The organism is Nocardia sp. CA-119907 (assembly GCF_050955995.1).
GTDB lineage: Bacteria > Actinomycetota > Actinomycetes > Mycobacteriales > Mycobacteriaceae > Nocardia.
Genome location: NZ_CP192091.1, coordinates 6,739,889 through 6,754,630 on the forward strand (window position 1 = coordinate 6,739,889; position 14,742 = coordinate 6,754,630).

Sequence of the window (14,742 nt, forward strand, 5' to 3'; positions counted from 1 at the left end):
CGCTCACTGCGCCTCACCTCGCTTGGCCAGCAACCACACCAGCAGCGCCTTCTGCGCGTGCAGCCGATTCTCCGCCTCGTCCCACACCACACTGTGCGGCCCGTCGATCACGTCGTCGGTGATCTCTTCGCCGCGGTGCGCCGGAAGACAGTGCAGCACAACGACATCCGGCTGGGCCTTGGCCAGCAGCTCGGCATTGAGCTGGAAGGGACGGAAGGGGCCGACACGGTCGAGACCGTCGTTTTCCTGCCCCATGGAGGTCCAGGTGTCGGTGACGAGGGCGTCCGCGCCGTCCGCAGCCGCGACCGGATCGCCGGTGAGCGTGATGGTGGCGCCGGTCTCGGCGGCACGCTTGCGCGCGGCCTCCAAAATCCACGGCAGCGGCTCGAAACCCGCTGGCGCGGCGATGGTTACGTTCAAACCCGCGGTCACGCCGCCGAGCAGCAGCGAATGCGCCATATTGTTCGCGCCGTCACCGAAATAGGTGAGGTTGCGGCCGGTCAGACTGCCCTTGCGCTCGACGAGGGTCTGTAGATCGGCGAGCACCTGGCACGGGTGGAATTCGTTGGACAGCGCGTTCACCACCGGAACCGTTGCGGTGACGGCCATTTCGTCCAGACGCACCTGTTCGAAGGTCCGCCATACGATCGCGTCGACATAGCGCGAGAGCACCTTGCCGGTATCGCCGAGGGTCTCCTCACGGCCGAGCTGGGTGTCGCGGCCGTCGACCACCACCGCGTGCCCGCCGAGCTGAGCGATGCCCATTTCGAAGGAGAAGCGCGTGCGGGTGGAGTTCTTCTCGAAGATCACGCCGACTCCGCGCGGCCCGGCCAGCGGCTGGTGGGCGAACGGATCCTTCTTCAGTTCCGCTGCGAGAGCGAGGATTTCGGCCTGCTCGGCGGGCGTCACATCGTCATCGCGCAGGAAGTGGCGGATAGGCCCACCCGTCGCCCGACCGCCACCCCTCACGGAATCGCTCTGCGATGCTGTATTCATTTGGCCCCCTTGGCGTCGGCGTGCGCCCCGTCGAGGATATCGGGCAGATCGGCGACGAAATTGTCGGACTGGGTCTCGGTGAGCACCAATGGCGGCGCGAGCCGAATGATATTGGGCTTGGGCGCATTCACCAGATAGCCCGCCTCCCGGGCCCGATTCTCCACCTCGGCCGAAATGTCGTCGGTCAGCACGATGCCGAGCAGCAGACCGGCGCCGCGCACATGATCGATCAGCGGATGTTCGAGCAGTTCGATGCCATCGCTGAGCCGCTTGCCGACCGATTCGACATGCGCGAGCAGATCGGTCTCATCGATGGTCTGCAAGACGGCCAAAGCCGCTGCGGCACAGACCGCATTGCCGCCGAAGGTGGTGCCGTGCAGACCCGGGGTCAGCAGGTCGGCGGCCGGTCCGGTGGCCAGCACCGCACCGATCGGCAGCCCGCCACCGAGCCCCTTGGCCAGGGTGATCACATCCGGCACGATGCCGAATGCCTGGTGCGCGTAGAACTTTCCGCACCGCCCGATACCGGTCTGCACCTCGTCGAGCACCAGCAGCGCGCCGTGGCGCGCGGTGATCTCGCGTGCTTTCACCAAATAGTCGATGGGCGGCACGACAACACCGCTCTCCCCCATGATCGGCTCGAGGAACACCGCCGCGGTGTCCTCGTCCACGACCGCCTCCAGGGCCGCGGCATCGCCGTAGGGCACATGGACGACACCGGGCGGCATCGGCTCGAACGGCGTGCGCTTGGAGGGCTGCCCGGTGAGCGCGAGCGCGCCCATGGTCCGGCCGTGGAAGGCCTCATCGGTCGCGACGATCTTGCGCCGCCCGGTCAGCCGCGCCATCTTGAACGCCGCCTCATTGGCCTCGGTGCCGGAATTGCAGAAGAACGCGCGGCCGTGGCCGTCGCCGAATTCGCCGTCGCCGAAGTGCGCGAGCAGGCGCTCGGCCAGTTCGATGACCGGTTCGTTGGCGTAGATATTCGAGGTGTGCCCCAGTGTGCCGAGTTGCTGGGTCACCGCTTCCAGAATCGCCGGATGGGCATGGCCGAGGCTATTGACCGCGATGCCACCGAGGAAGTCGATGTAGCGCTTGCCGTCCGCGTCGTAGACCACCGCGCCCGCGCCGCGTACCAGCGCGACCTTGGGCGTCGCATAGTTCTTCATCAACGCGGCGGACCACCGCTGTTGCAATTCTGCTGTATCGCTCATCATTTCGTTCCGTTCAGTGTGTCCGCCGCGCTCGTGGCGAGCGGGGCGGGCGTCACCATCGTTCCGATTCCTTCTCCGGTGAACAGTTCCAACAGCACCGAATGCGGGACCCGACCGTCGATGACATGCGCGGTCGGCACCCCGCCCTGCACGGCGCGCAGGCAGGCCTCCATCTTGGGCACCATGCCCGCATCCAGACGCGGGAGCAACTCGGCCAATTCGGCCGTATCGATGCACGAGGTGAGCGACGAACGGTCCGGCCAGTTCGTATACAGGCCCTCGACATCGGTCAATATCACCAGCTTCTCCGCGCCGATGCCCTCGGCGAGTGCTGCGGCGGCGGTGTCGGCATTGATGTTGTGCACCACGCCGTCGGCGTCCGGCGCGATGGTAGAGACCACCGGAATGCGCCCCGCGCCGATGAGGTCGAGCACCGCATCGGCGTTCACCTCGGTGACATCGCCGACCAGACCGATATCGGTCGCCTCGCCGTCGACATCGACGGTGCGCCGGGTCGCGGTGAACAGCCGCGCGTCCTCACCGGAGATGCCGACCGCGTACGGTCCGTGCGCGTTGATCAGCCCGACCAGCTCCCGGCCGACCTGACCGAACAGCACCATCCGCACCACATCCATCACATCGGGTGTGGTGACGCGGAAGCCACCGCGGAATTCGCCTTGTAGCCCCAGCTTTTTCAGCATTGCGCTGATCTGCGGTCCGCCGCCGTGCACCACCACCGGATGCACCCCGACGGTGCGCAGGAACGCCATATCGGCGGCGAAGGCCTGTTTGAGGTCCGCGTCGATCATCGCATTGCCGCCGTATTTGACGACTACGATCTTGTCGCGGAACTTCTGTAGCCACGGCAGCGCGTCGGCGAGGACGTGTGCCTTGTCCACTGCCGAAAGTTCCTGCACCGCATCGCTGGTCATGAGCTGTAGGCCGAATTCTCTTCGACATAGCCGTGCGACAGGTCGGTGGTCCGCACGGTCGCCGTGCCGTCACCGACATTCAGTTCGATCCGCACCTCGATATCGGGGCCGGATAGATCGACCTCGCGCGCACCGGGCGCGCCGACACCATCGACGCAGACCGGATTTCCGTTGAACGACACCGAGATCCGGTTCGGATCCAGGGTGATCGGGGCGATGCCGACAGCGGCGAGCACCCGGCCCCAGTTCGGGTCGGAACCGAAGAGCGCGGTCTTGACCAGACTGTCGCGGGCGACGGCGCGCGCCGCGATCAGCGCCTCGTCCTCGGAGACCGCACCGGCGACGGTGATCAGCACCCGCTTGGTCACACCCTCGGCATCGGCCATCAGCTGCGCGGCCAGATCGTCGCAGACCGCGAGCACCGCCGCGTCCAGTTCCTCCTGCGAAGGCGCGACCTCGCTGGCGCCATTGGCCAGCAACAGCACGGTGTCATTGGTGGAGCAGGAGCCGTCGACGTCGAGCCGATCGAAGGTGAGCCGAGTCGCGTTGCGCAGTGCGCGATCCAGCTGTTCGGCGCTCGCGGCGGCGTCGGTGGTGAGCACCACCAGCATGGTCGCCAGCGAGGGTGCGAGCATGCCAGCGCCCTTGGCCATACCGCCGACATTCCATTTGTCGCGGTGGTGGAACGCCGCTTCCTTGGGCACGGTGTCGGTGGTCATGATGGCGTGTGCGGCATCGAGCCCGCCGGACATCCCGCCGCCCATCTCGTGCACGATTTCGGTGACGGCCGGGATCACCTTGTCCATCGGCAGTCGGTCGCCGATCAAACCGGTTGAGCAGACCGCGATTTCGCCCGCGCCGGTTTCGGTGCCCCAATTGCTCAGCGCCGTGGCCAATTCCTCGGCGGTCTGGTGGGTGTCCTGGAAGCCGCCCGGACCGGTACAGGCATTGGCCCCACCGGAATTCAGGATCACCGCGCGCAACCGGCCGCTGGTGAGCACCTGCTGCGACCACAGCACCGGTGCGGCCTTCACCTGGTTGCGGGTGAAGACGCCAGCGGCCGCGTACTCCGGGCCCTCGTTGAATACCAGTGCCAGATCGGGTTTTCCGCTGGCCTTGATGCCCGCGGCGATGCCCGCCGCCCGGAAACCGAGCGGTGCGGTAACGCCCTGGGTCCGGACCAGCTTGCCGGCCTCGGTGTCGAACGTCGTCACGGTGCCACTCCTATGGTGGAAAGTCCTGCGGTCTCGTCGAATCCGACCGCCAGATTCATGGATTGGACCGCCGCGCCCGCGGTGCCCTTGCTCAGGTTGTCGATCGCGCCGATCACCACCAGCAGCCCGGCGTCGGCATCCACCGCGACCTGCAGGGTGACGGCATTGGAGCCGAGCACCGAACCCGTCTGCGGCAGTGTGCCTTCCGGCAGCAGGTGCACGAATGGTTCCTCGGCATAAGCCTTTTCATAGACCGCGCGCGCCTGCTCGGCGTCGACCTTGATCGGGGCGGTGCACGTCGCGAGAATGCCCCGCGGCATCGGCGCCAGCACCGGGGTGAACGATACGGCGACGTCGGTGCCGCCGGCGGCCTTCAGATTCTGCGCGATCTCCGGGGTGTGCCGGTGCGCGCCCGCGATGCCGTAGGCCCGCGCCGAGCCCATGACCTCCGAGCCGAGCAGGCCGACGTCGAGTTTGCGGCCCGCGCCCGAAGTACCGCTCACCGCAACCACATTCACCTTCGGCTCGATGATTCCGGCCGCGATCGCCGGTGCCAGCGCGAGGCTGGCGACCGTGGGGTAGCAACCGGGAACGGCGATCCGGGTCGCGCCACGGAGCCGGTCGCGTCCACCCGGCAGTTCCGGCAGCCCGTACGGCCAGCTCCCCGCGTGGGGGCTGCCGTAGTACTTCTCCCATGCCGACGCCTCGGTCAGTCGGAAGTCGGCACCGCAGTCGATGATCACCGTCGATGCCGGTAGCTGCTGCGCGATGGCGGCGGACTGCCCATGGGGTAGGCCCAGAAAGACGATGTCGTGACCGGCCAGCTCGTCGACCGTGGTCGGCGCGAGCACCCGATCGGCCAGCGGTAGCAGGTGCGGCTGGAGCTCCCCCAGCGTGCTGCCCGCATTCGAGCCGGCGGTCAGCGCCCCGATGACGAGGCGCCCGTCGCGGTAGGCCGGATGGCCAAGCAACAGACGCAGCACCTCACCACCGGCGTATCCACTCGCACCGGCCACCGCAACCCGCAAGACCGGGTTGCCCGACGAATCAACCATGTGATGATTATGCACGATTATGCAAGCCCATTCATGGACGGGGTGCGGCATCACCCCGCCGGCCCCGGTCACCAGGCAGTTCTGTTACCGCCCGGCAGTGATACCCGGGAAGAACCCGCCTCAATCGTATTGATGAGATTCAGCACGCGCTCCGAGCGGGCGATGAGCGCAGGACCACCATCGCCGCGGCGACCCGAGTCGAGGCCGGCTCCTGCCCCATCAGAATGGCACCCGCCGCAACCTGGGTGACGGCCACGCTGATCGGGCAAGGGTGGTGTGTTGGCGCGCTCCCGAGGTTCGCTGCGTGGGGACGAACCCCTCGCTCAGCCACCGTCAGGCAACCGTTGCGGGATCGATGCCGAGCGCCTCGAACAGGCCGGTTTCACCCTGTGCTGTGAGGCGCACAGCGCGGCCGGTCCCGACGCGCCGTACCCAATCCAGTGCCTGCAACCGCCGACACAGCTGCGCTCCGGCGGCCCCGCCGAGGTGGGTGCGGCGTTCGGTCCAGTCGAGACAGGGGCGCGCGATGGGGCGACGCGTTGCGTGCAGCGTCGTCGCCTCGATGCCCATCGGGCCGGTGAGCCACGCCGACCCGGCCTCGGTGAGGGCGAAGCCGCCTTCGTCGTCGAGCAGATCGTGTTCGATCATCGCGTCGGTGATGGCGACGCCGAGTCGGCCCGCGAGGTGGTCGTAGCAGGTTCGGCCGCGGGCCAGGGCCGCGGCGGCGGTGGACGCGCGCAGCGTCGTCGGCTCGGGGCGCGACGGCTCCAGGTGGGTGACCATGGTCTCCAACAGCTCGGCCACCTGCTGGCTCGCCAACTGCACGTACCGGTGCCTGCCCTGGCGGCGCTCCACGAGCAGACCCCCGTCGAGCAGCCGGTTCAGATGCTCGGTCGCGGTGGACGGCGCGACTCCGGTATGTCGGGCCAGTTCCCCGGCCGTCCAGGCACGGCCGTCGACCAGGGCCAGGCACATATCGGCGCGGGTGCGATCGGCCAGCAGGGTGGCCAGTCCGGCCAGTTCGGCTCCTCGGGTCTGCACCACACCATGATCGCGCCGGGTTATTTCGGCGGCCACCGAAACGTCAGCGGGATACGGTCGCGGCATGAATCTGATCACCGAGCCCGATCGGGTGCGGGAGGTTTTGACCAGTGCGCCGATGCCCGGGGTACCGCGGACCACGCAGGCTGCCGGCATCGGCTGGCTGCGCGCCGATGTCGCTCGATTTTGCGATGGGGTCGACCATGCTCGGCGGCGTGCGCTCGTCGTCGCGGAATTGGCTCGATTGTCGCCCGAGGTACTGCGCGAGCGGGCCCGCACGGTCGAGGGTGAGCTTCCCCATGTCCGGGTGCTGGCGGACGCCCTCGGGATTCCGGACATCTCGGTTTCGGCGGTCGCCATTGCCGCCGCGCATTACCAGCCCCATCAGCCCGACAGCGCCGAGGCCGATCGGGCCGTCGCCGAGATGGTGGCCGCCTGCGGCGGAGTGGCCGACGAGCACGCTGCTGCTCGGATCGGTCTGCTGATCCAAGCATGTCAGGCGACGGGAGCGCTCGTGGAGAATGCGCGCCGGTTCGAAGGCACCGCGGACGAGGTCATCGCCCGCACCATGGTCGAGCATCCGCCGGTGCGCCGGACCCGGCGGGTTGTCGAAGGGGAGTTGGTCGAAGTCGATCTCACGGGCCTGGGATTCGGGACGGGGCCGCATATGTGCCCGGGTCGCGACCATGCCCTTGCCATTGCCGCCGGAATCATCGAGAGGGACTGATGAACAAGACCAAGGCTTTCCACGACCTGCACCACCGTGCCGAACCGCTGGTACTGCCCAATGCTTGGGACTTCGGTTCGGCGGCGGTGCTGGCCGCCGAGGGGTTCGCGGCAATCGGCACCACCAGTCTCGGCGTCGCGGTGGCGGCGGGTCTCGCCGACGGTGCCGGTGTCACCCGTGATGAAACACTGGCGCTGGCAACGAGACTCGCGCGTTTGCCGGTGCCGGTCACCGTTGATATCGAGGGTGGGTTCAGCGAGGATCCCGCGACGGTCGCCGAATACGTCGCGCAACTCGGCGCTTTGGGCATTGCCGGGGTGAATCTCGAGGATGGGCGTGCGGATACGGCGCTGGCCGATCCCGGGCAGCAGGCGGAGTTGATCGCCGCGATCAAGTCCCGTGTGCCCGAGTTGTTCGTCAATGCCCGGGTCGATACGTATTGGCTACAGCTGGAACAGGATTCGACCCTGGCCCGTGCCGAGGCGTATGTGCAGGCCGGTGCCGATGGGGTTTTCGTGCCCGGTGTGACGGATCCGGCGGAGATCGGCCGGATCGTCGCGGCGGTGCCGTTGCCGATCAACATGCTGTACTCGGTGGTCGGGCCGTCGATCACGGACCTCGCGGCATTGGGTGTGCGGCGGATCAGCACGGGATCGCTGTTGTATCGGGCGGCGCTGGCCGGGATCGTCGATATCGCGCGGGCGGTGCGCGACGGCGGGGCCGTCCCGTCCGGCATCCCCACCTACCGCGAAATCCAGGCCATCACGGGCGCGGAATAATTCGTTGGAAGAGATTTTGTCGGCGATGTCGATTCGCCGGGGAGGCGTTCGTGTAGGAGGTGAAGCCGGTAACGGACCGGCCAGCTGAAAGGAATCTCCCATGAGCAAGATCACCGCGGTCGAGAACATCACTCTGGACGGTGTCATGCAGGCCCCTGGCGGGGCCGACGAGGACACCCGGAACGGGTTCCGCTACGGCGGCTGGGCGCATCGCTATAACGATCCCGTGCAAGCCAAGGCGATGGCCGAACATATGGCGACCCATCACGGTGCGCTGCTGCTCGGGCGACGGACCTACGAGGACTTCTACGGCTTCTGGCCGCAGCAGACCGACAATCCGTTCACCGAGGTGCTGAACAAGACCGAGAAGTTCGTCGCGTCCCGGACGCTGACCGAGCCGTTGCCCTGGCAGAACTCCACCCTGCTCGGCGATGATGTCGTGGCCGCGGTGTCCGCGGTGGAGCAGGATCTCGTGGTGCTCGGCAGTGGCGATCTGATGCAGACACTGATGCGTCACGATCTGGTCGACGAGTACCTGTTGCTGATCCACCCGATCGTGGTCGGCGGCGGGCGGCGCCTGTTCGATGGGGTCGACCTCGGCGACCTGCGGCTCGTCGACAGCGTCACGACCACCACCGGCGTGGTGATCGCCACCTATCAGCGGGGATGAGGAGGAGCCATGAAGCAGTACCTGCTCACCATCTATCAGCCCGACGAAGGGCCGCCGCCGGACAATCTCGACGAGATCATGCGCGATCTACAGGCGCTCAACGACGAGATGCGGGCCGCGGGCGCCTGGGTTTTCGCCGCGGGCCTGCATGCGCCGAGCACCGCCACGGTGCTCCGGGCCAAGGACAGCGATGTACTCGTCACCGACGGCCCTTACATCGAAAGTAAGGAGTACATCGGCGGATTCACCGTCATCCAGGCGGCCGATCTGGACGAGGCGCTGTACTGGGGTAAGAAGATGGCCGCCGTGCTCACCCTGCCGGTCGAAGTCCGGCCGGTGGCCGATCACTGAGATGGTCACCTCCGCCACGATCGAGGCCGTGTTCACCGAACACTACGGCCGCGCGGTCGCCAGCCTGATCCGCGTCTTCGGCGATATCACCATCGCCGAAGACGCGGTACAGGACGCGTTCACCGCCGCCGTGCACCGCTGGCCGACGGATGGACTCCCACCCAGCCCACCCGGTTGGATCATCACCACCGCACGCAACCGAGCCATTGATCGCTTGCGGCGCGAGGCATCTCGCGATGACCGGCACGCCGAGGCCGCACTCCTGCACGCCGATGACGAACTGCCCGATTCCGGTGCGGTGCAGGATGATCGGCTCCGCCTCATCTTCACCTGCTGCCACCCCGCCCTATCGCTCAACGCTCAGGTCGCACTCACGCTGCGACTGCTCGGCGGGCTGACCACCCCCGAAATCGCCCACGCCTTCCTCACTTCCGAATCGACAATGGCCCAGCGGCTCGTCCGAGCCAAGGGCAAGATCCGCGACGCCCGAATTCCCTACCGCGTCCCCCGCGATGCGGACCTGCCCGCCCGGCTGCACGGGGTACTCGCCGTCATCTACCTCATTTTCACCGAGGGCCACACCGCCAGCTCCGGCGATCGGCTCGTGCGCACCGACCTGTGCACCGAGGCAATCCGCCTGGGGCGCTTACTCATCGAGCTCATGCCCGATGAGCCGGAGGCGCGCGGGCTGCTCGCACTGATGTTGCTCACCGAATCGCGTCGCCGCGCCCGCACCGCACCCGACGGTTCGCTGGTACCACTGCCGGAACAGGATCGTCACCGCTGGGATCGCACCCTCATCGCGGAAGGCCACGCACTCGTCCGTGAGTGCCTGCGCCGCAACCAACCCGGCCCCTACCAGATCCAAGCGGCCATCAACGCGGTACACGCGGACGCCCCCGACACGAAATCTACCGACTGGCAACAGATCCTACGACTCTACGACCAATTGACCGCCGTAGCACCGAGCCCGGTAGTAGCACTGAACCGAGCGGTAGCCGTCGCCGAGACCGCAGGCCCAGCCACCGCACTCGCCCTACTCGACGAGATCGACCTACCGAACCACCACCTCTACCATGCGATCCGCGCCGACCTCCTCCGTCGCCTCGGCCGCACCCCCGAAGCCATCCACGCCTACGACACCGCCATCACCCACACCACCAACACCACCGAAAAGACCTTCCTCCAACGGAAACGCAACGACCTCGCGTCGGCGAACTAACCTGGCGGACAACGGATTACGATAAGAACGAGCACCTCATCGCCAAGACCTCAGCGCCATCTCGACCAGCCCGGGGTCGACCACTTCATCTTGCCTCCAGATCACCCGCGCCGCTTCAAGTTTGCCGACCAGACTGGCAATAAGCGCCCCCGCCGCCTCCACTGTCACCTGTTCTTCGGCCAACACCTTGGCATAGCGAACCGAGTCGACAATGACGGATTTGACCCGCTCATGATTCAAGTAGGTTTGCAGGTCACGCCGCCACGAGCCCTGCGCGGCCGCCGGCTCGGCGGCGATCCATGCGCTCAGGAACGTATCGAGTTCGTCCGGCAGGTAGGTCATCTTGTGCAGATGGGTAGCCACGTCGTACAACGGGTCACCGAACAGCGCGAGCTCCCAATCGATGAATACGACCGAATGGTCGCGAATGATCATGTTCTTCCGGTGCACATCGGCATGCAATAGCCGAAACGGCCTCGGCTCGAGTGTGTTCCACGCATCGACGACATCGTCGAGCGGTCTCGCGGGCACGCCGAGACGGGCATACAGCGCACCGAACGCCGCACTGTTCTCACGGTGCACACGGTCGGTGATGTCGGACAGTTGCCGCGCGAACACAACCGGATCCTCTACTCGCCCTGTCGGATTCGGTGGCAGCAGTTCGGGCGGGATTCGGCGCAGATCCGCAAACAGCGTCGCCACATCGCCGGGCACGTACACGGGAACGGCCGCACCGCGTGGCGCGATCCGATCCAGCACCTCACCCTCGACATACTCGTGGATCTGGTATGCGGGTTCCGCGGACTCCCAGCGTAGGCGCGGCGCGGCGGTCACGAACGGCTCGATGGTGCGCAACACCGCCGCCTCGGGCCATACCCGTAGATCCATCACATCGGCCCCGTCGACGGGGATCCGTACATTCACCACGCCCATGGCGCCATCGACGCGAACATTGTGGTTGTAGTACCCCGCCGACGAATCAGTTCGCACACTCGCTTCGCGGTAATAGACATCGGCATCGATGCCCAGTATCCGCGCGATCAACTGCTGTGCACCCAAGTCCAGATTCCGACTCGGTAGAGGCGGTCGCGTCCGCAGGCGGGCCTGCGCAGCCGCTAGGGCGACATCGCGCTCGATCCAACCGAACAGGGCGAGCACCGCCCGTGCGACCAGAACCAATCCCGGGTATACATTCGCCGCTTCCAGTTCGGCCACTGCCCATCGGACGCTCTCGACGGCCTCGGCACGCAGACCGCGCCGCGCGAACACACCGGCGCGGAACAACTCCGCCCGCGCCCGACCGGAACGGTAACCAGCCTGCTCCAAGATCTCACAGGCATCGGTCAGTGCGTGGTCGGCCGCGTCCGGATCGCCAAGTGAGAGCTCGGCCAAACCTAGTGCGGTGTAAGCCTTTCCGAGTTCGTGCAGCGCCCCGAGCTCGCGCTGCTTGGAGATCGCCGTACCGGCGGCGGCAATGGCCCGCGCCGGATCGGTCAAAGCCAATAGCTCGGCCAGGTTGGTTGCGACATTGGCCTGTCCGACAACGCTCCCGGCGGCTCGGTAGTGCGCGTCCGCCTCGGCCAAATATCTTGCGGCCGTGTCGGTATCGAATGACAAGCGATAAGTGAGATGCCGCAACCGGGCCACATCGCCCAGAAAGTCGCGATCATCATCGCCGGCCGATGCGACCAGTTCGTCGCACAATTCCAGCGCTCGAGCAAAACGTCCCTGGCACATATGTAGATCCGCCGCCCACTGCCCGGCATGCAATCGCGTTCGCCCCGAGCCGCGAGCCCACACGGTCGAATAGATCGACAATGCGTCGTCCGTCGCACCGAGTATGCGGCGCGCATTCGCCGCCGCGAGCGCGAGCCGTTCCGCGACCGGACCGGTTCGGGCCAGGTCGACGTGGCGCGTCAAGCGGTCGGCCTGCTTCGCATCGCCCAACAGAACCGCTGCCTCGGCCTCGAGGCAGCGGGTGAGTTCGGAAAGCTCCGCCATATCTGCCAGGGTGTCATGCGGCTGGCGTAGGAAGCTGTGCAAATCGCTGAGTACCCCCTCGATCCCCTGATTTCCGCCCGCGGCTTCGATCCGGTCGACATACTCCAGCAGAGCGGCGGCATTGAGAATCCCTGCTCGGACACCGTGGTAGCCCGCCTCGCGCAGTGCCGTACCCAGACCACCCGGCCTGTCCGAGCGTGTCCGCCACAGATCGTGCAGCGTCGCGTGCAACACCGACCGCACATCGGCATCCAGCCGGTGCCGCAATGCTGTGACCATCAACTGGTGTAGTTGATACCGCTCGCCGTCACCGCCGTCGTTCGCCGCGTAGACAAAGGAGTACGCGATCAACGACTTCCACTCGGTGAGATGGCCAGGAACCCCGAATTGGCCGGTGATGTCGGTGAATATCTCGAGATCGAATGTGCGCGGCAGGCTCAGCAGTTCCAGCGTCCGAACTTCCTCCGGCCGCACGTGCTGCAGAAACCGTTCCAAGATCGCTTCGGGCGAGACCAGTGCGGCTACCGAAGCACCCTCGATCCGACTCCGCGCATCGATCGCCAGATGCAGATAGAACGGGACCCCTGCGCTCGACACCGCGATCGCCTCGCGCTCCTCAGCGTCATCGACACCGGAGGAGTCCAACAGTTCGTATCGGGCAGCCATCGGGAGATCGTCGACCCGTAACGAATGCACTCGTGTGGCCCATTCGGGATCGTATCGCTCCCACCCGAGCGGCTCCCGACTCGCGATGACGACAAGCCCGGTGTTCAACTGTGCCACGACATCTCGCAGCCACGCATCCGAGGCCGCGACCCGGCCCTCGCGATCGACACCTCCCATCAGCGCTTCATATGCGTCGAGGAAGACGACATACGGTTTCTTACCCGCCGTTGCGGCCTTCAGATCCTCCGCGAAGAGATACGACACCGCGGCTTCCAGATTGCCGAGGCTCAGTTGATCGAGCTCCTGCAGGATCGGGTCGTGGCGGATTCGGTGGATGCGAATCGCGCGCCGAGCACCCAATTCCAATAGCCGAGACGCCGTGCCGAAAACCGGAATTCCGGTGGCGTCGTTGAGGATTTCGGTCAGTACCTCACTGTGTTCGGCCAGTGCCAGCTCCGACGTCAGCCGCAGATGGGGATGTAGGCGCTGCCACAGTACCGCGCAGGCGATATCGAACCGATGGAACTTGACCTTCTGGGCGCCGAACTGCGTCCGCAGCACCGCCAATCCGTCGGCCGCCTGGCGCTGACTCGGCACCTGCAGATCCAGTACCGCCGCCGGATACTGCTTTGCGACCCGCGAACGCAACTCCGCGACCAGCCGCGATTTGCCGATGCCTCCGACGCCGCTGAGCAGCAGGACCCGGGGATGGTCCGCGGAGCCGGCGAGCAATTCGTCGAAAGTCGTTAGAACAGTTTCCCGATCCACGAACGGACGCCGAGTAGCCCCCGGCTGAAATCGCGCGGCCAACACCATCTTTGCGTTCCCCCTCGCATTGAGCACTGTCTCGATTCTGTCAGACGGTGGCAGGGCTCGTGGCGTGACCGGTGGGCGCGTCACCACGTGCCGCGTTATGCGGGTCGCAGGCCGCTGAGACGAGAGTGGCGATGCCCGAGGGTCGCGCCGCCCGACCACGAAATGCCAATGGAGCGAGAGGGATCGGTGCTTCGACTCAGGTGAGGTGGCCGCCGCCGTCGATGTGGAGGGTGGTGCCGGTGAGGAAGGGGTTGGTCAGGGTTAGGAGGGCGGCTGCTGATATGTCGGATGGGTGGCCTATGCGGCGGGCGGGGATGGTGGTGGCGACGTTCGTGAAGAACTGGTCCTTGGTGGGGCCCATTTTGTCCCAGGCGCCGGAATCGACGATGCCTGGGGAGAGGGCGTTGACGCGGATGGGGGCGAGTTCTACTGCTAGGGCTTCGGCGAGGAAGGCGACGGCGCCGTTGGTGGTGGCCATGACCGCGCGTTCGGGGGTGGGGCGCCATGCGGCGACGCCGGAGAACAGCAGGATTGCTCCGCCAGTGCGGATTTGGGGGGCGACGTGTTTGGCGAGCAGGAGCGGGCCGATAACCTTCGCGTCGAATGCCCTGGTGATCGCGGTTCGATCCAGTTGCGCGACCGGGCCATTGGCGTGTGCGGCGGCTACCGAAACCAGGTAGTCCAGGTCGCCGGTCTGCTCGGCGAGCATGCGGATCGAATCTTCGTCGGTCAGGTCGACCGTCGCGCCGCGCACCCGTTCGCCGATGGTCGCAGCGTCCGAGCCCTGTGCGCCTCCGGCCGCGTGGTCATGCGCAATCCGGGCAACCGCGGCATCGATGGCCTTCTGATCCCGGCCAGCGAGTACGACGTGCGCACCCGCGATCAGGGCGTCTGCGGCGATCTGTTGCGCGATCCCGGAACGTCCCCCGATGACGAGCAGCTTCTTCCCATCCATTGCAGCTGACATGCCTTGCCTCCTCGGTAGTTGTTTGCCTTTCACCGAGATCGAACGTGGTCCGGTATCGCGACAATCCCGTCGCGACATGAATCTTTTCTCTGGT

At 66.4% G+C, this 14,742-nt stretch carries 13 protein-coding genes; 5 read left to right on the plus strand and 8 right to left on the minus strand.

From position 1 onward, the window contains the following. Positions 1–3: 3 nt before the first annotated feature. The 6 genes from argF to ACQP2D_RS30020 form a co-directional block, all read right to left on the minus strand. A complete protein-coding gene (gene argF, locus ACQP2D_RS29995) occupies positions 4–996 on the minus strand; it encodes an ornithine carbamoyltransferase (protein WP_433679281.1) in 993 nt (330 codons plus the stop codon). Then, entirely contained in the window at positions 993–2,207 is a 1,215-nt protein-coding gene (locus ACQP2D_RS30000; protein WP_433679282.1) for an acetylornithine transaminase, read from the minus strand. Before ACQP2D_RS30000 ends, argF begins: the two co-directional genes overlap by 4 nt. Further along, positions 2,207–3,139: an acetylglutamate kinase gene (gene argB / locus ACQP2D_RS30005; RefSeq protein ID WP_433679283.1), complete on the minus strand. Its 933-nt coding sequence runs from the start codon at positions 3,137–3,139 to the stop codon at positions 2,207–2,209. Before argB ends, ACQP2D_RS30000 begins: the two co-directional genes overlap by 1 nt. Further along, positions 3,136–4,353: a bifunctional glutamate N-acetyltransferase/amino-acid acetyltransferase ArgJ gene (gene argJ, locus ACQP2D_RS30010; protein ID WP_433679284.1), complete on the minus strand. Its 1,218-nt coding sequence runs from the start codon at positions 4,351–4,353 to the stop codon at positions 3,136–3,138. The genes argB and argJ overlap by 4 nt, the downstream gene beginning before the upstream one ends. Further along, positions 4,350–5,408, minus strand: coding sequence for an N-acetyl-gamma-glutamyl-phosphate reductase (argC, locus tag ACQP2D_RS30015; RefSeq protein WP_433679285.1), 1,059 nt, complete (start codon positions 5,406–5,408; stop codon positions 4,350–4,352). The genes argJ and argC overlap by 4 nt, the downstream gene beginning before the upstream one ends. 333 nt (positions 5,409–5,741) lie before the next feature. Beyond that, positions 5,742–6,515, minus strand: a complete 774-nt coding sequence (locus ACQP2D_RS30020) for an ArsR/SmtB family transcription factor (protein WP_433679286.1) — start codon at positions 6,513–6,515, stop codon at positions 5,742–5,744. On the opposite strand from ACQP2D_RS30020, the gene ACQP2D_RS30025 reads away from it, so the two are divergent. The 5 genes from ACQP2D_RS30025 to ACQP2D_RS30045 all read left to right on the plus strand — a co-directional run bounded on the left by ACQP2D_RS30025 (position 6,514) and on the right by ACQP2D_RS30045 (position 10,198). Then, positions 6,514–7,176 (plus strand): hypothetical protein, encoded by a 663-nt coding sequence (locus ACQP2D_RS30025; protein ID WP_433679287.1) that lies wholly within the window; start codon positions 6,514–6,516, stop codon positions 7,174–7,176. The genes ACQP2D_RS30020 and ACQP2D_RS30025 overlap by 2 nt on opposite strands. Further along, positions 7,176–7,955: an isocitrate lyase/PEP mutase family protein gene (locus ACQP2D_RS30030; protein ID WP_433679288.1), complete on the plus strand. Its 780-nt coding sequence runs from the start codon at positions 7,176–7,178 to the stop codon at positions 7,953–7,955. The genes ACQP2D_RS30025 and ACQP2D_RS30030 overlap by 1 nt, the downstream gene beginning before the upstream one ends. Positions 7,956–8,055: 100 nt before the next feature. Continuing rightward, positions 8,056–8,625, plus strand: a complete 570-nt coding sequence (locus tag ACQP2D_RS30035) for a dihydrofolate reductase family protein (protein ID WP_433679289.1) — start codon at positions 8,056–8,058, stop codon at positions 8,623–8,625. A gap of 9 nt (positions 8,626–8,634) precedes the next feature. Next, entirely contained in the window at positions 8,635–8,976 is a 342-nt protein-coding gene (locus tag ACQP2D_RS30040) for a YciI family protein (RefSeq protein ID WP_433679290.1), read from the plus strand. 1 nt (position 8,977) lies between these two features. After that, a complete protein-coding gene (locus tag ACQP2D_RS30045; RefSeq protein ID WP_433679291.1) occupies positions 8,978–10,198 on the plus strand; it encodes an RNA polymerase sigma factor in 1,221 nt (406 codons plus the stop codon). 36 nt (positions 10,199–10,234) lie between these two features. Here the strand turns inward: ACQP2D_RS30045 and ACQP2D_RS30050 are convergent, their stop codons facing one another. Then, positions 10,235–13,633, minus strand: a complete 3,399-nt coding sequence (locus ACQP2D_RS30050) for a phosphotransferase (protein WP_433679292.1) — start codon at positions 13,631–13,633, stop codon at positions 10,235–10,237. 244 nt (positions 13,634–13,877) lie between these two features. Further along, on the minus strand, positions 13,878–14,648 hold the full coding sequence (locus ACQP2D_RS30055; RefSeq protein ID WP_433679293.1) for an SDR family oxidoreductase: 771 nt from the start codon (positions 14,646–14,648) through the stop codon (positions 13,878–13,880). Positions 14,649–14,742 lie beyond the last annotated feature (94 nt).

Bases quoted from the DNA above. Each gene is read 5' to 3' on its own strand.
- argF (WP_433679281.1), bottom strand. From the start codon at position 996: ATGAATACAGCATCGCAGAGCGATTCCGTGAGGGGTGGCGGTCGGGCG.
- ACQP2D_RS30000 (WP_433679282.1), bottom strand. From the start codon at position 2,207: ATGAGCGATACAGCAGAATTGCAACAGCGGTGGTCCGCCGCGTTGATG.
- argB (WP_433679283.1), bottom strand. From the start codon at position 3,139: ATGACCAGCGATGCGGTGCAGGAACTTTCGGCAGTGGACAAGGCACAC.
- argC (WP_433679285.1), bottom strand. From the start codon at position 5,408: ATGGTTGATTCGTCGGGCAACCCGGTCTTGCGGGTTGCGGTGGCCGGT.
- ACQP2D_RS30025 (WP_433679287.1), top strand. From the start codon at position 6,514: ATGAATCTGATCACCGAGCCCGATCGGGTGCGGGAGGTTTTGACCAGT.
- ACQP2D_RS30020 (WP_433679286.1), bottom strand. From the start codon at position 6,515: ATGCCGCGACCGTATCCCGCTGACGTTTCGGTGGCCGCCGAAATAACC.
- ACQP2D_RS30030 (WP_433679288.1), top strand. From the start codon at position 7,176: ATGAACAAGACCAAGGCTTTCCACGACCTGCACCACCGTGCCGAACCG.
- ACQP2D_RS30035 (WP_433679289.1), top strand. From the start codon at position 8,056: ATGAGCAAGATCACCGCGGTCGAGAACATCACTCTGGACGGTGTCATG.
- ACQP2D_RS30040 (WP_433679290.1), top strand. From the start codon at position 8,635: ATGAAGCAGTACCTGCTCACCATCTATCAGCCCGACGAAGGGCCGCCG.
- ACQP2D_RS30045 (WP_433679291.1), top strand. From the start codon at position 8,978: ATGGTCACCTCCGCCACGATCGAGGCCGTGTTCACCGAACACTACGGC.
- ACQP2D_RS30055 (WP_433679293.1), bottom strand. From the start codon at position 14,648: ATGTCAGCTGCAATGGATGGGAAGAAGCTGCTCGTCATCGGGGGACGT.